At 69.6% G+C, this 18321-nt stretch carries 20 protein-coding genes; 8 read left to right on the forward strand and 12 right to left on the reverse strand.

The window, feature by feature from the left end:
* Window positions 1–27: 27 nt before the first annotated feature.
* The 3 genes from OG588_RS05605 to OG588_RS05615 all read right to left on the reverse strand — a co-directional run bounded on the left by OG588_RS05605 (window position 28) and on the right by OG588_RS05615 (window position 1802).
* A complete protein-coding gene (locus OG588_RS05605) occupies window positions 28–747 on the reverse strand; it encodes a hypothetical protein (protein WP_405946304.1) in 720 nt (239 codons plus the stop codon).
* Window positions 748–970: 223 nt separating this feature from the next.
* Window positions 971–1177, reverse strand: coding sequence for a hypothetical protein (locus tag OG588_RS05610; protein ID WP_405946305.1), 207 nt, complete (start codon window positions 1175–1177; stop codon window positions 971–973).
* 88 nt (window positions 1178–1265) lie between these two features.
* The gene (locus OG588_RS05615) at window positions 1266–1802 is read right to left on the reverse strand and encodes a hypothetical protein (RefSeq protein ID WP_405946306.1); all 537 of its coding nucleotides are present in this window, start codon (window positions 1800–1802) and stop codon (window positions 1266–1268) included.
* A 291-nt stretch (window positions 1803–2093) separates the two neighbouring features.
* Here OG588_RS05615 and OG588_RS05620 point away from each other — a divergent pair, with 291 nt between their 5' ends.
* The 3 genes from OG588_RS05620 (at window position 2094) to OG588_RS05630 (ending at window position 4637) form a co-directional block, all read left to right on the forward strand.
* Window positions 2094–3113, forward strand: coding sequence for a DNA-directed RNA polymerase subunit alpha (locus OG588_RS05620; RefSeq protein WP_405946307.1), 1020 nt, complete (start codon window positions 2094–2096; stop codon window positions 3111–3113).
* A 160-nt stretch (window positions 3114–3273) separates the two neighbouring features.
* Window positions 3274–3882 (forward strand): flavin reductase family protein, encoded by a 609-nt coding sequence (locus OG588_RS05625; protein ID WP_405946308.1) that lies wholly within the window; start codon window positions 3274–3276, stop codon window positions 3880–3882.
* A 101-nt stretch (window positions 3883–3983) separates the two neighbouring features.
* Window positions 3984–4637, forward strand: coding sequence for a TetR/AcrR family transcriptional regulator (locus tag OG588_RS05630; RefSeq protein WP_405946309.1), 654 nt, complete (start codon window positions 3984–3986; stop codon window positions 4635–4637).
* 50 nt (window positions 4638–4687) lie between these two features.
* Here OG588_RS05630 and OG588_RS05635 read toward each other — a convergent pair whose 3' ends face one another.
* Window positions 4688–5065 (reverse strand): MarR family winged helix-turn-helix transcriptional regulator, encoded by a 378-nt coding sequence (locus OG588_RS05635; protein ID WP_078623290.1) that lies wholly within the window; start codon window positions 5063–5065, stop codon window positions 4688–4690.
* A gap of 87 nt (window positions 5066–5152) precedes the next feature.
* On the opposite strand from OG588_RS05635, the gene OG588_RS05640 reads away from it, so the two are divergent.
* Both OG588_RS05640 and OG588_RS05645 read left to right on the forward strand, forming a co-directional pair.
* Window positions 5153–6643, forward strand: a complete 1491-nt coding sequence (locus OG588_RS05640; protein WP_405946310.1) for an MFS transporter — start codon at window positions 5153–5155, stop codon at window positions 6641–6643.
* 73 nt (window positions 6644–6716) lie between these two features.
* A complete protein-coding gene (locus OG588_RS05645) occupies window positions 6717–7004 on the forward strand; it encodes a DUF6332 family protein (RefSeq protein ID WP_405946311.1) in 288 nt (95 codons plus the stop codon).
* Here OG588_RS05645 and OG588_RS05650 read toward each other — a convergent pair.
* The 3 genes from OG588_RS05650 to OG588_RS05660 form a co-directional block, all read right to left on the reverse strand.
* Complete coding sequence (locus tag OG588_RS05650) at window positions 6965–7630, reverse strand: response regulator (RefSeq protein ID WP_405946312.1); 666 nt, start codon at window positions 7628–7630, stop codon at window positions 6965–6967. The two genes, OG588_RS05645 and OG588_RS05650, sit on opposite strands and share 40 nt — an antisense overlap.
* On the reverse strand, window positions 7627–8835 hold the full coding sequence (locus OG588_RS05655) for a sensor histidine kinase (protein ID WP_405946313.1): 1209 nt from the start codon (window positions 8833–8835) through the stop codon (window positions 7627–7629). The genes OG588_RS05650 and OG588_RS05655 overlap by 4 nt, the downstream gene beginning before the upstream one ends.
* Window positions 8836–8995: 160 nt before the next feature.
* Window positions 8996–9688, reverse strand: a complete 693-nt coding sequence (locus OG588_RS05660; RefSeq protein WP_405946314.1) for a TetR/AcrR family transcriptional regulator — start codon at window positions 9686–9688, stop codon at window positions 8996–8998.
* Between the two features lie 167 nt (window positions 9689–9855).
* Here OG588_RS05660 and OG588_RS05665 point away from each other — a divergent pair, with 167 nt between their 5' ends.
* A complete protein-coding gene (locus tag OG588_RS05665; protein ID WP_405946315.1) occupies window positions 9856–10305 on the forward strand; it encodes a nitroreductase family deazaflavin-dependent oxidoreductase in 450 nt (149 codons plus the stop codon).
* On the opposite strand, the gene OG588_RS05670 is transcribed toward OG588_RS05665, so the two are convergent.
* A complete protein-coding gene (locus tag OG588_RS05670) occupies window positions 10295–11563 on the reverse strand; it encodes a geranylgeranyl reductase family protein (RefSeq protein WP_405946316.1) in 1269 nt (422 codons plus the stop codon). The genes OG588_RS05665 and OG588_RS05670 overlap by 11 nt on opposite strands.
* 132 nt (window positions 11564–11695) lie before the next feature.
* Between OG588_RS05670 and OG588_RS05675 the strand changes: the two genes are divergently transcribed.
* Complete coding sequence (locus OG588_RS05675; RefSeq protein ID WP_405946317.1) at window positions 11696–13051, forward strand: dipeptidase; 1356 nt, start codon at window positions 11696–11698, stop codon at window positions 13049–13051.
* 125 nt (window positions 13052–13176) lie between these two features.
* Window positions 13177–14208, forward strand: a complete 1032-nt coding sequence (locus OG588_RS05680) for a protein kinase family protein (RefSeq protein ID WP_405946318.1) — start codon at window positions 13177–13179, stop codon at window positions 14206–14208.
* On the opposite strand, the gene OG588_RS05685 is transcribed toward OG588_RS05680, so the two are convergent.
* The 4 genes from OG588_RS05685 to OG588_RS05700 are packed head-to-tail and all read right to left on the reverse strand — an operon-like array spanning window position 14205 to window position 18286.
* Window positions 14205–15275 carry an ABC transporter ATP-binding protein gene (locus OG588_RS05685; RefSeq protein WP_405946319.1) on the reverse strand — a complete coding sequence of 357 codons (1071 nt, stop codon included), beginning with the start codon at window positions 15273–15275 and terminating at the stop codon, window positions 14205–14207. The two genes, OG588_RS05680 and OG588_RS05685, sit on opposite strands and share 4 nt — an antisense overlap.
* The gene (locus OG588_RS05690) at window positions 15272–16354 is read right to left on the reverse strand and encodes an ABC transporter ATP-binding protein (RefSeq protein ID WP_405946320.1); all 1083 of its coding nucleotides are present in this window, start codon (window positions 16352–16354) and stop codon (window positions 15272–15274) included. The genes OG588_RS05685 and OG588_RS05690 overlap by 4 nt, the downstream gene beginning before the upstream one ends.
* A 32-nt stretch (window positions 16355–16386) precedes the next feature.
* A complete protein-coding gene (locus OG588_RS05695) occupies window positions 16387–17307 on the reverse strand; it encodes an ABC transporter permease (protein ID WP_405946321.1) in 921 nt (306 codons plus the stop codon).
* A complete protein-coding gene (locus OG588_RS05700) occupies window positions 17300–18286 on the reverse strand; it encodes an ABC transporter permease (RefSeq protein ID WP_366094369.1) in 987 nt (328 codons plus the stop codon). Before OG588_RS05700 ends, OG588_RS05695 begins: the two co-directional genes overlap by 8 nt.
* Window positions 18287–18321: the final 35 nt, after the last annotated feature.

An 18321-nucleotide genomic window follows, 5' to 3' on the forward strand; every position in this document is an offset into this window, starting at 1 on the left:
CCCCTGGGGGTCACATCACCCGGGCCACTACGGCACGGCGCGGAACGCCGCGGCGGTGACATCACGGGCCAGGGTCGCGCCATGGAAGCCGTACGTACGGATGGAGTCGACACGTAGGACGAGACAGAACCGTTCCGTGGCATCCAGCCGGGCGGCCAGGTCCCGCCAGGAGGTCATCAGGTAGTGCACGGCGGCGTGGTTGGCGAGGGACGTCTGACCACTGACCAGCACGACCGGCCGTTGGGCGCCCGGCGGGACGAACTTCGCGACCAGCGCGTGCTCCTGCTCACCGCGGTCCCACCCGAACACCTCGCCGCCGACCTCGATGGCCATCGAGAGGCCCGGTGCGCCGAAGGGATGAACGGTCACGCCAGGCAGGTTGTGGCGGAGATGACCGCCTGTGCGTACGTTCGATCCGTTCTCGGGGCTTCCGATACAGAACTCCACGGACGTTCCGTTGCTGCCGCGGAACTCGTCGCTGGACCGCATCGTCACCTCGCAGCCCTGCTCGGCCGCGAGAAGCGCGGCCTTCAATACAGCCTGTACGTCCCGGTGCTGGGCCGTGCCGGGCGCGTCCCATTTGTTGTTCATGACGACGATGCACGGATCACCCGGCACGATGCCGAAGAAGCCTGCCTTGCGGCTCAGGACGCGCCGTCTGGCGTGACGCTGCCACAGCCACACCGTCCCGCCACTGAGCATGCTGGTGACAAGGCCGATCACCACGTTCAGGACAATGCCCGTCACGCTGCGCCCTCCCCCGGCCGGTACTTCATGATGCCAGCCGACGGCCCATGCAGACAGATCACTGCGTTCTGGGCGATACGCCATGACCGCTCACCACGGTGCCGGTCCTCCACGCCGTGGTCGCTGGTTCGACCGCTGCCCGTCCGTCAAGTCACTTGGGTACGGCCTGCGTTCGCTCACCCGCCACCGTGCCGTCGTCCGGACGCGCTGTCGCGTTGGGCCGTCAGCCGGCCGCTCGTGCTGCGGCGACCGCGGTGCGGGCCGCGTGTTCGACCGTCGCTATGCCGCCTGTCATCGACGTGTTGCCGTCGGAGAGGACCGCGACGAGGTGGTGGTGTGCTCCCGAGGTGACCCGTCCGACGCTGTTGATGTCCCACAGGCCGGTGGTGCTGACTCGGCGGCTCGCCGACTGCCCCGACCTGCCGATCACCGTTACGCCGGTCCCCCACGATCAAGTCGAGCCGGCCAATGGTCCCCCGTCCGGGGTCGGGGAGGCTCACACCCGGGGTCGGCCGGCTTCACGGGAGAATCGGGCCGACGGACTCGGCCAGCTCGTCGGCCGATTCAGGGGTCAGGCGGTAGAACCCTTGAAGACCGACGGCGCGCTCCAGGCGGCCGTCCACGACGTGCTTGAGACCTCGGGTCTGGCCTCGGCGGTTTCGCCAGGTGAGCCGTGCCAGAAGGTCGCCGGGGAGGGGCCGGTCCAGGCGTACGGGGCTCGCGTCCACGTGCACCGCCGCGGCGCCACAGCCGCCGGCGCCGAGCATCGACCAGTCGTCGTGGCCGGGGAACGGCGAGTCCTGCCAGGTCGCGGGGGCGGTGCCGCAGCACTCGCGCCGCTCCCTGTCGGTCACCCGCATCCGGCTGACCACGAACACCGTGCCCCTGTTGACGTGCAGCGCGTACACCTCGTCCCCGGCCTGGGCGCCGGACCAGGCGGGCAGCGAGGTGTGGACGCCGCTGAAGGCGACCGGAGGGCGCTCGCCCACGCGGCCGGCCTTCCGCAGGGCGTGGCATGTGTCGTGGGTCCACAGGACGGTGAAGGCATCAGGCATGTCCGTGATCCTACGAACGGGCACTGACAACCGCCCGGGACGGCACTTCACTACGATTGCGGGGAATCCTTCAGCCCGCGTCGGCGGGTGGCGTGCACGCCCGAGACCTGGACGCCGACAAGGCAGAATCGGCCGTGGAGAGGGCGGGCGAAAAGCCCAAAGCCTCCTCGCCGGAGCGGGGAGGAGGGTGGTTCGGCCATGGCGGAGACCGAATCACCCGCGCCGCCCCGTACCCTTCGTGGTGTCCACGGCGTCACATAGCGGGCGCCAAACCACTGGAGGCAACACCAAGTGCTGATCGCTCAGCGTCCGTCCCTGACCGAAGAAGTTGTCGACGAGTTCCGCTCACGGTTCGTGATCGAGCCGCTGGAGCCGGGCTTCGGCTACACCCTCGGTAACTCCCTGCGTCGTACGCTCCTGTCCTCGATCCCGGGTGCGGCGGTCACGTCCATCCGGATCGACGGTGTGCTGCACGAGTTCACCACCGTGCCGGGCGTCAAGGAAGACGTCACCGACCTGATCCTCAACATCAAGCAGCTCGTCGTCAGCAGTGAGCAGGACGAGCCTGTCGTGATGTACCTGCGCAAGCAGGGCCCGGGTCTGATCACCGCCGCCGACATCGCGCCCCCGGCCGGTGTCGAGGTGCACAACCCCGACCTCGTCCTCGCCACGCTGAACGGCAAGGGCAAGCTGGAGATGGAGCTGACCGTCGAGCGCGGTCGCGGCTATGTCTCCGCCGTACAGAACAAGCAGGTGGGCCAGGAGATCGGCCGTATTCCGGTCGACTCCATCTACAGCCCCGTGCTCAAGGTCACGTACAAGGTCGAGGCGACCCGTGTCGAGCAGCGCACCGACTTCGACAAGCTGATCGTCGACGTCGAGACCAAGCAGGCCATGCGCCCGCGCGACGCCATGGCTTCTGCCGGTAAGACCCTGGTCGAGTTGTTCGGTCTCGCCCGCGAGCTGAACTTCGACGCCGAGGGCATCGACATGGGCCCGTCCCCCGTGGACGCCGCCCTTGCCGCCGATCTCGCCCTGCCGATCGAGGAGCTGGAGCTCACCGTTCGGTCGTACAACTGCCTCAAGCGCGAGGGCGTCCACTCGGTGGGTGAGCTTCTGGCGCGTTCCGAGGCGGACCTGATGGACATCCGTAACTTCGGTGCGAAGTCCATCGACGAGGTCAAGGAAAAGCTGGCCGGCATGGGCCTCGGTCTCAAGGACAGCCCGCCCGGAATGAACCTGACCGCTGCCGCCGACGCCTACGGCGCCGACGACGTGGACGCCGGTTTCGTGGAGACCGAGCAGTACTGAAACGCCGCGCCGCGCCGGCCGTGGTTCCCCTCTCCGGACGGAGAGGGGAACCTCCGCGTTGTTCCCTGTCTGAGTGAGTGCCTCGGCCGGCCGAGGCACTCACTGCCGTCCTGGTCGCCCGCCGTACAGTGACCCGGCGGGGGTCTGATATATCGCTGCTATGCGCACTGAATACAACCCGGCTCGGCTCGACCCGTTCGTGGTCTACCGCCTGCTCACCTCGACCGTCGTTCCGCGCCCCATCGCCTGGGTCTCGACGGTCTCCGCCGACGGCGTCGACAATCTCGCTCCCCACTCCTTCTTCACCGTCTCGTCGGTCGCGCCGCCCATCGTGCAGTTCACCTCGGTCGGCCGTAAGGACTCGCTGCGCAATGTCGAGGACACCGGGCAGTTCGTCGTCAACCTCGCCCCGGAGTCGCTCATCGACGAGGTGAACAAGACCGCGACGGACTTCCCGGAGGGCGTGAGCGAGTTCGACGCCGTGGGAGTCGAGCGCGAGGCCGGCGCGCGGGTGAAGGCACCGCGCGTCGCCCGTTCCCCCGTGGCGCTGGAGTGCGAGCTGCACAGCACGCTCCGGCTGGGCGATTCCACCGTGGTCTTCGGCCGGGTGGTCCACCTCGCGATCGACGAGACCGTCCTGGTCGACGGCCACCCCGAGATCACGAGGCTGCGCCCCTTGGCCCGCCTGGGCAAGGACGAGTGGGGCACCCTCGGCGAGGTGCTCGACCTGCGCCGCATCCGCTACGCCGACTGGCCCGCGTCGGGTTGAGTCGGGAGGGCGTCCCTCCCGGAGCCGATGCCTCAGGCAAAAGACCTGGTCAAAGCCCCGATGCCCAACCCACCGTCCCGCCCACGGCATATAGTCGGCCCATGCAAGACACTGGGCGGATGGAGCCGACGCCCCGCAGGAACCTGCGCGAGGAGCAGAAGATCCTCACGCACCGCCGACTGCTCGACGCGGCCGTCACGGTGTTCACCGAGACGCCGTTCCTCGAGACGCGGATGGAGGACATCGCCCAGGCCGCGGGGGTGACACGGGCCACGGTCTACGCCCACTTCCCCGGCAAGGCCGAGATCGTCGACGCATTGGTGGCGCGTGTCTACGGCGTGATGGGCGAGGCGTACGCCGACCTGGCCGCGCTGCCGCGCTGGACCCGCGCCGACATCCGCAGCTGGCTGGACGAGGCCGCGGCCCGCTGGCGCGAGATGGCGCCGGTCCGCCGCGTCGCCAACGCGGCGGCCCCGGCGGCGCTCCGCAGTCTCGGCGAGGGCCGGGTGCAGTACGTCGAGGCACACGAGCGCTACGTCGCGATGCTGGTCGAGCCCCCGGAGCGTTGGCGGGGCGTGGATCCCGCGGAGGCTCGCCAACGCGCGCTGATGGCCGTACTGCAGACGGAGTCGTTCCTCGCCGCCTGGATCGCCGTGGAGTGGCCGCTGGAGACCGCGGACCCCCTGCACCTGCTGGCCGACTCCCTCTGTCATCTCCTCGCCCCCGCGCTGGAGAACGACAGCGCCGTCGCCTGACCACAGGCCGCACTGACGGACGGGCCGACGGAGCCGGGACCGACGAGGTGTCAGCCGGTCAGCATCTTCGTCAACACCGCGCGCTGCACCGGGAGTACCTCACCGTGCAGCGCGCGCCCCTTGTCCGTGAGGGTCACGCGGACGCCCCGCCGGTCCTCCGCGCACATGCCGCGCTCGACGAGACCGTCCTTCTCCAGCCGGGCGATCAGGCGGGACAGGGCGCTCTGACTGAGGTGGACGCGCTCGGAGATCTCCTGGACACGGAACGCGTCGCAGTCGCCGGACAGGACGTCCAGCACCTCGAAATCGCTGCCGCACAGGCCGTGTTGGTGCAGCGCGCGGTCGAGTTCGCACTGGGTGCGGGCGTGCAGCGCCAGCATCTCCCGCCACTGGTCCACGAGCGCCTGCTCGGCCTTCTTCGCCGCCATGACAGCGCACCGTAGCAGAGAAACAAGTTTGTTGCATCGGAATTAAATGCCCTTGCATTCGATGCACACGCATGTAGTCTCTGCGGCATGACCTCTCCGCTCTCCCCTCCCGCGGCCCCCTCCCCGGCGGTTCGCTGGACCCCCCGGCTGTGGGGCACCCTGCTGGTGCTCTGCGCCGCGATGTTCCTCGACGCGCTCGACGTGTCGATGGTCGGTGTCGCCCTGCCCTCCATCGGCTCCGAACTCGACCTCTCCACCTCGACGCTCCAATGGATCGTCAGCGGCTACATCCTGGGATACGGCGGGCTGCTCCTCCTCGGCGGCCGGACCGCCGACCTGCTCGGCCGACGCCAGGTCTTCCTCGTCGCCCTGGGTGTCTTCGCGGTGGCCTCGCTGCTCGGCGGCCTCGTCGACTCGGGCCCGCTGCTGATCGCCAGCCGCTTCATCAAGGGCCTGAGCGCGGCCTTCACCGCACCGGCCGGACTGTCGATCATCACGACGACCTTCGCCGAGGGCCCGCTCCGCAACCGCGCCCTGTCCATCTACACCACCTGCGCGGCCACCGGCTTCTCGATGGGCCTGGTCCTCTCCGGCCTGCTCACGGAGGCCAGTTGGCGCCTCACCATGCTGCTGCCCGCGCCGATCGCGCTGCTCGCCCTGCTCGTCGGCCTGAAGCTGCTGCCGCGCAGCGAACGCGAGAAGGACCACAACGGCTACGACATCCCCGGCGCCGTCCTCGGCACCGCGTCGATGCTGCTGCTGGTCTTCACCGTCGTGCAGGCACCGGAGGCCGGCTGGGCATCGGCCCGAACTCTTCTTTCCTTCCTGGCAGTTGCCGTCATGCTGACCGTCTTCGTGTTCGTCGAGCGGCGCTCCGCGGGCCCGTTGATCCGGCTCGGGGTGCTGCGCTCCGGCAACCAGATCCGCGCCCAGCTCGGCGCGATGGCGTTCTTCGGGTCGTACGTCGGCTTCCAGTTCCTCGTCACGCTGTACATGCAGTCGCTGCTCGGCTGGTCCGCGCTGCACACGGCGCTCGCGTTCCTGCCGGCCGGTGCGCTGGTGGCGGTGTCCTCGACGAAGGTCGGCTCGATCGTCGACCGGTTCGGTACGCAGCGGCTGATCGCGACGGGCTTCGCACTGATGGTCGTCGGGTACGCGCTGTTCCTGCGGATCAGCCTCGATCCCGGGTACGCCGCGGTGATCCTGCCGTCGATGCTGCTGATCGGCGCGGCCTGCGCGCTGGTCTTCCCCTCGCTCAACATCCAGGCCACCAACGGGGTCGACGACCACGAACAGGGCATGGTCTCCGGGCTGTTGAACACCTCGGTGCAGGTGGGCGGCGCGATCTTCCTGGCCGTCGTCACGGCCGTGGTCACCGCGCACGCGCCCGCGCAGGCCACCCCGCAGGCTGTGCTGGACAGTTACCGGCCGGGGTTGATCGTGGTGACGTTCATCGCGCTCGCCGGGTTGCTGATCACGCTGCCGGGGCTGCGCAGCCGGCGCACCCAGGAGTCCATCGTCGTCGCCAAGTCCACTGTGACGGAGGCGGAAGCGGAGCGGGTGGCGCTGCGCGACTAGGGGGGCGCCTCCCTGAGGGTGCGCCCGGCGGAGCCGATTGCTCCGTCGGGCGCGCCCGTGTGAGACTTCCGGGATGACGATGAACGGGGCACGGCGGACGCAGGCCGAGCGGGATGCGATGACCGTCGAGATCGGGTACGCGCTGGTCAGCGCGGCGTTCGTCGCGGCGGTGCTGTTCGGGGCGGTCGCCGGGCCGGCGCTGCTGTTCCAACTGCCGGGCACCGTAGAGACGTTGCTGGTGCGCGGGGCACTCGTACTCGTGCCGGTCGTGTTCCTCGTCCGGGTGGCGACCGTGCTGTACCGGTACCGGCAGGGCGCGGCTCAGCCCAGCCAGCCGGGGCGTACCAACCCCGACTCGTAGGCCAGCACGACCAGTTGGGCCCTGTCCCGGGCGCCCAGTTTCACCATCGTGCGGCTGACATGGGTCTTCGCGGTCAACGGGCTCACCACCAGGCGGCGGGCGATCTCGTCGTTGGAGAGGCCGATGCCGACCAGGGCCATCACCTCCCGTTCCCGCTCGGTGAGTCGGGTGAGGGCGTCGGCGGTCGCGGGTTCCTTGGAGCGGGCCGCGAACTCGGCGATGAGACGGCGGGTCACCCCGGGCGACAGCAGCGCGTCGCCCTCGACCACCGCCCTTACGGCACGCAGGAGTTCCTCCGGCTCGGTGTCCTTGACCAGGAAGCCGGAGGCGCCCGAGCGGATCGCCTCGAAGACGTACTCGTCGAGTTCGAAGGTCGTCAGCATGACCACCTTCACGTCCTTCAGCCCGCCGTCCCCGGTGATCCGGCGGGTCGCGGCCAGTCCGTCGAGCAGCGGCATGCGGATGTCCATCAGGACGACATCGGGGCGCAGTTCACGCACTGCGCGCACGGCCTCCTCGCCGTCGGACGCCTCGCCCGCCACCTCGATGTCCGGCTGCGCGTCCAGCAGCGCCTTGAATCCGGCCCGGACCAGCGCCTGGTCGTCGGCGAGCAGTACCCGGATCACCGGTCGTCCTCCTTCGGCGTGACCTTCAACGGCAGTACGGCGAGCACCCGGAAGCCGCCGTCGGGGCGCGCGCCCGCGTCGATCGTGCCACCGAGCGCCGTGGCCCGCTCCCGCATCCCGGCCAGCCCGTTGCCGCTGCCCCCGGCGTCCTCGCCGGTAGCGGGCCCATCGTCGTCGATACGCAGCCGTAGCGCGCCGCCTTCGTGCCCGATGTGCACGCGCGCGTGCCGCGAACCGGAATGGCGTACGACATTGGTGAGGGCCTCCTGGACGATGCGGAAGGCGGCCAGGTCGGTGTTGGGCGGGAGGCGGGGCGGTGTTCCGTCGACCGCGACAGTAAGGCCGGCGCTCGCCGCCTGCTGCACCAGTTCGGGGAGCCGGTCGAGGCCCGGGGCCGGGGCACGCGGGGCGTCGCCCGGGGCGCGCAGGGTGTCGAGGACCTGGCGGACCTCGCCGAGCGCCTCCTTGCTGGCGGCCTTGATGGTGGTGAGGGCCGTGCGGGCCTGCTCGGGGTCGGAGTCGAGGAGCGCGAGGCCGACGCCCGCCTGGACGTTGATGACGGAGATGCTGTGCGCGAGGACGTCGTGCAGTTCGCGGGCCATCCGCAGCCGTTCCTCGTCGGCACGGCGCTGGGCCGCCTGGGCACGCTCGGCCCGGTCCCGGGCCCACTGCTCGCGGCGGGTGCGGGCCAGTTCGGAGATCGCGGCGATGGCCACCACCCAGGTGGCGACGGCCAGTTCACGACCCCACGGCATGGCGTGGTCGTGCTGCGGGGGCAGCCAGCGGTAGAGCCAGTGCGCGATCAGGAGATGCGCCACCCACAGCACACCGAGCGCGCTCCAGGCGGCCCAGCGCCGACCGGCGACGACCGCGCTGAAACAGCCGATCGCGACGGGCAGGAAGACGGGGCCGTACGGATATCCGGCGCCGAAGTAGGCCACGGTGGCCAACACGGTGCCGAAGGCCACCCACACGGGGTACCGATGACGCCACAGCAGCAGCACCGATCCGACGACGAGCAGCACGCGCGCGTAGAAGTCGAGGTGAACACGGTCGGGCTGGCTGTGCGAGGCGAAGGTGCTACCGCCCAGCACGAACACGGTCACCAGCAACGTGGAACGCCACGGCCACCGCGCCGACTCACCCCACGGCGGTCCGTGACGCCACCATGGCGGTCCCCCACCGCCAACCCGCTGCTCATCCATGCACGTCACGCTAGACGCCGGTCGCCACCGGGGTCGTCAGCTGAACGGGGTGATCACACATACTCCCCGGGGAGTACAGCGCCCCGAAAGGGGCGCGGGGAACTGCGCGACCAGCCCCCACCGGGCCCGCAGACAAAGAACCACGCACCCAGCCGAGCCCTCACACGTCCGCGAGCCCCACCCCAAACGCAAGCCGTCGTACCCCATGCCGAAAGAACGCCTCCCGCTCCTCCACCACCCGGCGGAACTGGCCGAAAAGCTCAAAGCTGATCAGCCCATACAGCTCAGCCCAGGCAGCCACCAGAGCCACGGCCACCGCAGGCGGAAGGTCACCGGCGAAGTCCGCAACCATGCGCTCCGCCTCGGGGTGGAGATCCGCCGGAAGCGGGGGCTCGGTCAGGGTGCCGGCCCGGTGGGCGTCCCGCGCGATACCGATGAGCAGGAGGGCAACGCGGGCGGCCGGAGGAACGGTGGTCTCGGGAGCGACATACCCCGGCACCGGCGACCCGTAGATCAACGCGTACTCATGCGGATGCGCAAGCGCCCACCCGCGTACCGCCTCGCACACACCAACCCACCGCCGCAGCGGACCCACGTCCGCAACCTCGGCGTGAGCCACCTCCGCGGCCTCCCCGACGGAGTCGTACGCATCGATGATGAGAGCGGTCAGCAGCTCGTCACGGCTGGGAAAGTACCGATACAGCGCGGAGGAGACCATGCCCAGCTCACGCGCCACGGCACGCAGCGACAGCTTCGACGCACCCTCCGCGGCGAGCTGTCTGCGCGCCTCGTCCTTGATGGCCGCGGTGACCTCGATCCGGGCTCGGGCGCGGGCGCCTTGTGTGGTGCTCATACGAGCCAGTGTGGCACGGAAACAGAGCAGCGCACACAAACAAGAGCAGCGAACAAAAAAGAGAGCACTGCTCTTGCATTGGATCGCCGAACCGATGCAGACTGTTCCCGAGAGCGAGAGCAGTGCTCACAAAAGCGAGCCGCGCTCTCCACAACCCAGGAGTCACCATGACCACGCACGTCCAGAAGCCCGGCTGGTTCACCGTGAACATCCTCAACCGCACCGTCGCCTGGCTCACCCGCCGCGGTCTCAGCGTCTGGGGTTCACGCGTGCTGGCGGTCCGCGGCCGTAAGAGCGGGGAATGGCGGACCACCCCGGTGAACCTGCTGACGGTGGACGGGCAGCAGTACCTCGTCGCCCCGCGCGGGCACGTCCAGTGGACGCACAACATGCGCGCGGCGGGCGGCGGCGAGCTGCGGCTCGGCAAGAAGGTGGACGCGTTCACCGCGACCGAGGTCACCGGCGACGACAAGGTGCCGCTGCTGCGCGCCTACCTCAAGCGGTGGAAGGCCGAGGTCGGGGTGTTCTTCGGAGGAGTCGGCCCGGACTCCTCCGACGACGAGCTGCGCCGGATCGCCCCCGACCACCCGGTGTTCCACGTCACGGTCAGGAGCTGACCTCGCCCTCCATGGGCTCCGTCGGCTCCACGCGCTCCACCGGTTCCGCGTTCCTTCGGTCGATCGCGGTCAGCGCGCGCTGTGCCATCGGATGGCTGCGGACGAGTTCGCCCAGCGTCGTCGAGCCCCGGGTGATGTCCATGAAGGCCTTCCAGGCCGGCCGGAAGCCGGTCAGGGCGGCGTGGAAGAGACCGGGGCGCTTCTCGAAGATCGCCAGCATGCTCTTGCCGACGCTCATCTCGACGCCGAGCCCCGCCTTGATCGCGAACGCGTAGTTCAGCGCCTGGCGGCGGGTGTCCACGGCGTCGTGCGCCTCGGCGATCCGGACCGCCCACTCTCCCGCGAGCCGTCCCGACCGCAGCGCGAACGAGATGCCCTCGCGGGTCCACGGCTCCAGGAGTCCCGCCGCGTCGCCGCACACGAGCACACGCCCGCGCGACAGCGGTGAGTCGTCCGCCCGGCAGCGGGTCAAGTGCCCGGAGGAGATGCTCGGTTCGAAGCCGGCGAGGCCGAGGCGGGCGATGAAGTCCTCCAAGTACCGCTTGGTGGCGGCTCCTTCACCGCGCGCGGAGATCACCCCGACCGTGAGCGTGTCGCCCTTGGGGAAGACCCAGCCGTAACTCCCGGGCATGGGGCCCCAGTCGATGAGGACCTTGCCCTTCCAGTCCTCGGCGACCGTCTCCGGCACCGGGATCTCCGCCTCCAGGCCCAGGTCGACCTGGTCGGTCTTGACCCCGACGTGCGCCCCTATGCGGCTGGCGCTGCCGTCGGCGCCGACGACGGCCCGCGCGAGCACCGTCTCGCCGCCCTGGAGGACGACCGCGACCGTACGCCGGTCCGGCACCGCGGAGCCGTGCTGCTCGACTCGTGTCACTGAGACGCCCGTGCGCAGCTCGGCGCCCGCCTTCTGGGCGTGCTCGACGAGCTGCTGGTCGAACTCGGGCCGGTTGATCAGCCCGAACAGCATCTGCCGGGACCTGCGGGTGCGCGTGAACCGCCCGTTGTTCGAGAAGGTTATGGCGAACACCCGGTCCTTCAACGGGAGTTCGAAGCCGGGTGGGAGGGAGTCGCGGGAGGGTCCGATGATGCCGCCGCCGCATGTCTTGTAGCGGGGCAGCTCGGCTTTCTCCAGCAACAGCACGCGCCGTCCCGCGACCGCCGCCGCATAGGCGGCCGAGGCCCCCGCGGGTCCCGCACCCACCACGACGACGTCCCACACCCGCTGTTCGTCGTCCGCCGAAGAGTTCTCGCTGCTCACGATGGTCTACTGCTCCCGATCAAGCCGCTGCCGCACCTGTCCCCCGCATCCTACGGCGGACATCGCCACAGACCGCTGTGGGAGGATCGACGGCATCATTCGTACAACGTCGCACCCACAAGGAGCGTGCCCATGTCGTCGCATCCGGTCGCCGAGACCGTCGCCTCGTTGATGCCCAGGGCAAGAACTGAGCTCACCGAGCTGGTGGCCTTCAAGTCGGTGGCGGACTTCGACCAGTTCCCGAAGAGCGAGAGCGAGGGCGCCGCGAACTGGGTCGCCGACGCGCTGCGCACCGAGGGTTTCCAGGACGTGGCCCTGCTCGACACCCCGGACGGCACCCAGTCGGTCTACGGCTTTCTGCCGGGCCCGGAGGGTGCCAAGACGGTTCTCCTGTACGCCCACTACGACGTGCAGCCCCCGCTGGACGAGGCCGGCTGGACGAGTCCCCCGTTCGAACTGACCGAGCGCGACGGCCGTTGGTACGGGCGCGGTGCCGCCGACTGCAAGGGCGGCGTGATCATGCACCTGCTCGCGCTGCGCGCCCTGAAGGCCAACGGCGGTGTCCCGGTGCACGTCAAGGTGATCGCCGAGGGCTCGGAGGAGCAGGGCACCGGCGGTCTGGAACGGTACGCGGAAGAGCACCCCGACCTCCTCGCCGCCGACACGATCGTGATCGGCGACACAGGAAACTTCCGGGTCGGGCTGCCCACAGTCACCTCGACCCTGCGCGGTATGACCCTGGTGCGCGTGCAGATCGACACCCTCGAAGGCAATCTGCACTCCGGCCAGTTCGGCGGCGCCGCGCCCGACGCGCTGTCCGCGCTGATCCGTGTACTGGACTCGCTGCGCGCCAAGGACGGCTCCACGACGGTCGACGGGCTCGCCGCCCAGGCGTCCTGGGACGGGCTGACGTACGAGGAGGAGCAGTTCCGCCAGGACGCCAAGGTGCTGGACGGCGTCGAGTTGATCGGTTCGGGTTCGGTCGCCGACCGTATCTGGGCCCGCCCGGCCGTCACGGTCCTCGGCATCGACTGCCCGCCGGTCGTCGGCGCCACCCCGTCCGTGCAGGCCGGTGCCCGCGCGCTGGTCAGCCTGCGCGTCCCGCCGGGCGTGGACGCGGCCGAGGCGACCAAGCTGCTCCAGGCTCACCTGGAGGCCCACACTCCGTGGGGTGCCCGTGTCCGCACCGAACAGATCGGCCAGGGCCAGCCGTTCAGCGCCGACACGACCAGCCCGGCGTACTCGGCGATGGCCGAAGCGATGGCGGTCGCCTACCCCGGCCAGGAGATGCAGTACGCCGGCCAGGGCGGCTCGATCCCCCTGTGCAACACCCTCGCGGCCCTCTACCCGCAGGCGGAGATCCTCCTCATCGGCCTCAGCGAGCCGGAGGCCCAGATCCACGCCCTCAACGAGAGCGTGTCCCCTGAGGAGTTGGAGCGGCTCTCGGTGGCGGAGGCGCTGTTCCTGCAGAACTACGCGGCCAACTGAGCCTTCGCCGTGCCACTTCGTCCCCGTCCCTGACGAGGAGTCGATGAACGTCCGTCGGACGACGGGGTGGCTGTGGGGATGAGCATCCGGCTCCAACTCGGCTTTGGCTGACGGAGGATGAGGGTATGGCTCCTACCTCACGCCTCGTCGTCCACAGTGACATCGCCACGACCCTCGCCCTCCTCTCCGATCACGAACTCGCGGAGCTGGTCGAGGCCGGCACACCCCTGGGCACCGGCGTCGGTGGTCGCTCCGCGCTGATCGAGGTGGACGGCAGAAAGGTGTTCGTGAAGCGGATGCCGCTCACCGATGTGGAGCGGCGGCCGGAGAACGTCCGGTCCACGGCCAACGTGTTCGGGGCGCCCGCCTACTGCCACTACGGCATCGGCGCGGTCCCCAGCGCCGGTTTCGGTGTCTGGCGCGACCTGGCCGTGCACGAGATGACGACCAACTGGGTGCTCTCCGGCCGCTTTTCGGGCTTCCCGCTGCTGCACCACTGGCGAGTGCTGCCCGACCGGGAGCAGTCACTGCCCGACGAACTCGCCGACGTGGAGCGGAACGTGGCCTACTGGGGCGGCGGACGTGAGCACATCGAGGCCCTGCGCACGGCGTCCGCGAGCCTGACGCTGTTCATGGAACACCTGCCGCACACCCTCCACGACTGGCTCTCCGCCCAGCTGCGCAGCGACGACGCCGACACCGTCTGCGCCCTCGTGGAGCAGGGCCTCGAAGCCGTCACCGGCTTCCTCCACGAGCACCAACTCACCCACTTCGACGTCCACTTCAGGAACATCCTCACCGACGGACAGCAGCTCTACCTCGCCGACTACGGCCTCGCCCTCTCCCCGCGTTTCCGACTCGCGCCGGACGAACGGGACTTCTACGACCGTCACCGGCACTACGACCGCGCCTACGCCTTCTCCTACCTGGTGCACTGGCTCGTCGTGGACCTGTACGGCTACGGCCCGGACGAGCGCCAGGAGTTCATCCGCGCGTGCGCCGACGGCAAGCGCCCCGAGGGCATCCCCGGAACCGCCGCCGGGCTCATCTCCCGGTACGCCCGACTCGGCGTGACGGTGGGCGAGTTCAACCGCCGTCTGTGCGACGAGAGCAGGCTGACTCCGTACCCGTCCGCCGAGGAACTCGGGCTCGGCTAAAGCAACTCCACGCTCTCGGCGTAGTGGCAGGCGACCGGGTTGCCACCGCCCCGGTCCACCAGCGCCGGCGCCTCCTCGACGCACGACGTCCGTTCGCTGTCGGTGAGTTGGTTCGCGAACTTGGGGCAGCGGGTGCGGAAGCGGCAGCCGCTGGGCGGGCGGACCGGGCTCGGGACGTCGCCCTGGATGGTGATCCGTTTCCGGGCGCGTTCCTTGCGCGGGTCGGGCAGCGGGATGGCGGAGACCAGGGCCTGGGTGTACGGGTGCGCGGGGCGGGCGAACAGCTGCCGGGCCGGGGCGATCTCGACCAGTCGCCCCAGGTACATGACGGCCACCCGGCCCGCCACGTGGCGCATCACCGACAGGTCGTGCGCGACGAACAGGAAGGACAGGTTCAGTTCGCTCTGCAGGTCCATCAGCAGGTTGAGGACGCCCGCCTGGATCGACACGTCGAGCGCCGACACCGGCTCGTCGAGGATGATCACCTTCGGGTGCAGGGCCAACGCCCGTGCGATACCGATGCGTTGGCGCTGTCCGCCGGAGAACTCGTGGGCGAAGCGGTTGCCGTGCTCGGGGTTGAGTCCGACCAGCCGCAGGAGTTCGCTCACCTCGCCGCCCGCCCCGGATCCGTACCGGCCGTGGATGCGCAGCGGCTCGGCGACGATCTCGTGGACGGTCATCCGCGGGTCGAGGGAGGCGTACGGGTCCTGGAAGACGATCTGCAACTCCCGCCGCAGCGGCCGCATCTGACGTCTGCTCAGCTCGGTGAGTTCATGCTCGCCGTAGCGGACCCGGCCGGAGGTGGCCCGTTCCAGGCCGAGGACGGTACGGGAGATCGTCGTCTTGCCCGAGCCCGACTCCCCCACCAGGCCCAGGGTCTCGTTCTCGTGCAGGTCGAAGGAGACCCCGCACACGGCGTGTATGTCGCCGACGCGGCGGCGGACGACGCCCTGGGACATCACCGGGAAGTGCTTGACCAGGTCGCGGACTTGGAGGACCGGTGCGCCGGTGCCGCCGTGGCCGGGCAGCGGCGGCAGGGGGGTGGCGGCCTGCGCGGGCGCGGTCATACGGCGTCCTCCTCGGGGTTCGTGGTGGCGGCCGACTCGGCGAAGCGGGCCAGGGCCTCGGTGTCCGCGCCGACCGCGTCGAAGACCTGACCTGCGCCGGTGTCGACGAGTTCGTCGGCGAAGTGGCAGGCGCTGAGGTGGAGGTCGCCCCCGGCTCTGCGCAGCGCGGGTTCGTCCGTGTCGCACACGTCCCGGCGCATCGGGCAGCGGGGTGAGAAGGGGCAGCCCGGTGGCAGGTTGAGCAGGCTCGGCGGTGAGCCGGTGATGGGGGTGAGCCGTTCCTCCTCGCGGTCCAGGCGGGGCAGGGAGCCGAGCAGGCCCAGGGTGTAGGGCATGCGCGGGGTGTAGAAGATGTCCTCGACGGAGCCGGTCTCCACGATCCGGCCCGCGTACATGACCGCGACCCGGTCGGTGTGGCCGGCCACCACACCCAGGTCATGGGTGATGAGGACGAGCGCCGCCCCTGTCTCGGCGCGGGCGGTCTCCAGGGCTTCGAGGATCTGCGCCTGCACGGTGACGTCGAGGGCGGTGGTCGGCTCGTCGGCGATGATCACGTCCGGGTCGTTGGCCATCGCGATGGCGATGACGACGCGCTGGCGCATACCGCCCGACATCTCGTGCGGGTAGTTGTCGACGCGCCGCTCGGGGCTCGGGATGCCGACCGTGCCGAGCAGTTCGATCGCGCGTTTTCGGGCGTCCTTGTGCTTCATCCCGGGGTTGTGGCGGAGCAGGGTCTCCTCGATCTGATAGCCCACGTTGTAGACGGGGTTGAGGGAGGTCATCGGGTCCTGGAAGATCATCGCGATGCCGCTGCCGCGCAGGTCGGACAGGCGCGCGTCGGACAGGCCGAGCAGCTCCGTGCCCTCGAAGCGGACCGAGCCGCGCACCTTGGCGCCGGTCGGCAGCAGCCCCATCACGGCGAGGGCGGTGACCGATTTCCCGGACCCCGACTCGCCGACGATGCCCAGCGATTCGCCCCGGTCGAGCCGGTAGCCGACGCCGCGTACGGCCCGTACCAGCCCGTCCTCCGTGGCGAACTCCACGCTGAGGTCCTCGACTTCGAGCACGGCGGACGTCACGGGGACCTCCCGTACTCCATGACTCGTGGTCGTCACTGTCGCACCCTTTGCTGCCGGGGATCGAAGGCGTCGCGCAGTCCGTCGCCGATGAAGTTGATGGTCAGCGCGATGGCGATGATGAACGCGCCGGGGATGTAGAAGAGCCAGGGCCGGGTGTCGACCGCGGTCTGGGCCTGGGAGACCAGCAATCCCAGTGAGGTGTCCGGGGGTTGGACGCCGAAGCCCAGGAAGGAGAGCGCGGTCTCGGTGAGGATGCCGGTCGCCACCAGGATCGTCGCGTTGACGATGATCGGGCCCAGCGCGTTGGGCAGCAGATGCCGGAAGATGATCCGCGCGTCCGAGGCACCCAGCGCCCGCGCCGCCTCGATGAACTCCTTCTCGCGCAGCGACAGCACCGAGGAGCGCACCACCCGGGCCACGTACGCCCAGGTCAGTCCCGCGATCACGATGGCGATCCAGTACCAGGAGCCGCCGGTGCGCGAGGAGATGACCAGGGCGATCGCGAACAGGGGCAGCGTCAGCACCAGGTCGGCGATGCGCATCATGACCGCGTCGACGATGCCCTTGTAGAAGCCGGCGACGGCTCCCCAGATCGCACCGAGCAGGGTGGAGCCGAGCGCGATCATGATGGCGATCTTCAGCGAGGTCTGGGTGCCGCGCATGACCTGGGCGTAGCCGTCGTAGCCCGAGGAGTCGGTGCCGAACGGGTGCTTCAGGGAAGGGGGTTTGGAGTTGTCCTCGGTGTACTTCTGGTACGAGTAGTGCCACAGGTGCGGGCCGATGAACGCCCACAGGATGATCAGCACGAACACGACCAGGCTGACCATCGCGGCCCGGTGCCGCACGAAGCGGCGCAGCACCAGCTGGGTCTGGGTGCGCTGTCGTACGGTGAACTCGTGTTCGCCACGCGGTAGTTGGGTGCCCGCGGACCCCGGTGCCTCGATGTCAGTCATAGCGGATCCTCGGGTCGAGTACGGCGTAGAGCAGATCGGCGATGAGGTTGAACCCGATGACGACGACGGCGGAGAGCAACAGCCAGGCCATGGTGCGGTAGACGTCGAGCGTGGTCGCCGCCTGGACCAGCATCTCGCCCATGCCGTGCCACTGGAAGATCGTCTCCGTGATCACCGCGCCGCCCAGGATGATCGCGATGTCGAGCGCGGTGACGGTGGCGAGCGGGATGAGGGCGGTGCGCAGCGCGTGTCGTGTCATCACCTTGCCGCGCCTGAGGCCCTTGGCGCGGGCGAGCCGTACGTAGTCGCTGTTGAGGACCTCCAGCATGGAGGCGCGGGTGTAGCGGGTCCAGGACGCGAAGGAGACCAGCGCGAGGGTGATGGTGGGCAGGATGAGGTGGCCCACGTGATCGGTGAACTGGTTCCAGGTGGTGTCGACTTCGAGGTACGGCGACTTCTCGCCGATGGTGCCGAGGAACTGACTGCCGGTCTTCTGGTTGAACCAGATGCCGGCCTGCTTGAGCAGGACCGCGAACCAGAACACGGGCATGGCGAGGAAGAGGAAGCCGAAGAAGGTGATCGTGTAGTCGGCGGTGGAGTACTGGCGGATGGCGCTGAACACGCCGAAGACGACGGCCATGATCAGCGCGAGGATCATCGCGGCGGCGACCAGCGTGATGGTCACCTTGAACCGGGTGAACAGGTCGTGCCCGATGTTCAGGTTGGCCTGTACGGACGGGCCGAAGTCGCCGTGCAGGACGCCGGTGATCCAGTTCCAATAGCGTTCCATGACCGGCTCGTTGGCGTGGATGTGCCGGGCGAAGGCGGCCACCGCCGCTTTGCTGGGCGCGGGTTGTCGTGAGGTGGCGAAGTTGGCCACCGGGTCCCCGGAGTTGATGACGACCAGGAACACGATGAACGTCGAGATGATGAGGACGGGGATGGAGACGAGGATGCGGCGCACGGTGTAGGCGAGCATGCGGTCTTCTCTCGGAGGCCGGCGGGTCGAGGATG

It is taken from the genome of Streptomyces prunicolor (genome assembly GCF_045162825.1).
Taxonomy (GTDB): domain Bacteria; phylum Actinomycetota; class Actinomycetes; order Streptomycetales; family Streptomycetaceae; genus Streptomyces; species Streptomyces prunicolor.

Excerpts from the sequence above, each read along its gene's own strand:
- OG588_RS05615 (WP_405946306.1), bottom strand. The coding sequence starts at position 1,802 with ATGCCTGATGCCTTCACCGTCCTGTGGACCCACGACACATGCCACGCC.
- OG588_RS05625 (WP_405946308.1), top strand. The coding sequence starts at position 3,274 with ATGCGCACTGAATACAACCCGGCTCGGCTCGACCCGTTCGTGGTCTAC.
- OG588_RS05630 (WP_405946309.1), top strand. The coding sequence starts at position 3,984 with ATGCAAGACACTGGGCGGATGGAGCCGACGCCCCGCAGGAACCTGCGC.
- OG588_RS05635 (WP_078623290.1), bottom strand. The coding sequence starts at position 5,065 with ATGGCGGCGAAGAAGGCCGAGCAGGCGCTCGTGGACCAGTGGCGGGAG.
- OG588_RS05640 (WP_405946310.1), top strand. The coding sequence starts at position 5,153 with ATGACCTCTCCGCTCTCCCCTCCCGCGGCCCCCTCCCCGGCGGTTCGC.
- OG588_RS05645 (WP_405946311.1), top strand. The coding sequence starts at position 6,717 with ATGACGATGAACGGGGCACGGCGGACGCAGGCCGAGCGGGATGCGATG.
- OG588_RS05655 (WP_405946313.1), bottom strand. The coding sequence starts at position 8,835 with ATGGATGAGCAGCGGGTTGGCGGTGGGGGACCGCCATGGTGGCGTCAC.
- OG588_RS05660 (WP_405946314.1), bottom strand. The coding sequence starts at position 9,688 with ATGAGCACCACACAAGGCGCCCGCGCCCGAGCCCGGATCGAGGTCACC.
- OG588_RS05665 (WP_405946315.1), top strand. The coding sequence starts at position 9,856 with ATGACCACGCACGTCCAGAAGCCCGGCTGGTTCACCGTGAACATCCTC.
- OG588_RS05675 (WP_405946317.1), top strand. The coding sequence starts at position 11,696 with ATGTCGTCGCATCCGGTCGCCGAGACCGTCGCCTCGTTGATGCCCAGG.
- OG588_RS05680 (WP_405946318.1), top strand. The coding sequence starts at position 13,177 with ATGGCTCCTACCTCACGCCTCGTCGTCCACAGTGACATCGCCACGACC.
- OG588_RS05685 (WP_405946319.1), bottom strand. The coding sequence starts at position 15,275 with ATGACCGCGCCCGCGCAGGCCGCCACCCCCCTGCCGCCGCTGCCCGGC.
- OG588_RS05695 (WP_405946321.1), bottom strand. The coding sequence starts at position 17,307 with ATGACTGACATCGAGGCACCGGGGTCCGCGGGCACCCAACTACCGCGT.
- OG588_RS05700 (WP_366094369.1), bottom strand. The coding sequence starts at position 18,286 with ATGCTCGCCTACACCGTGCGCCGCATCCTCGTCTCCATCCCCGTCCTC.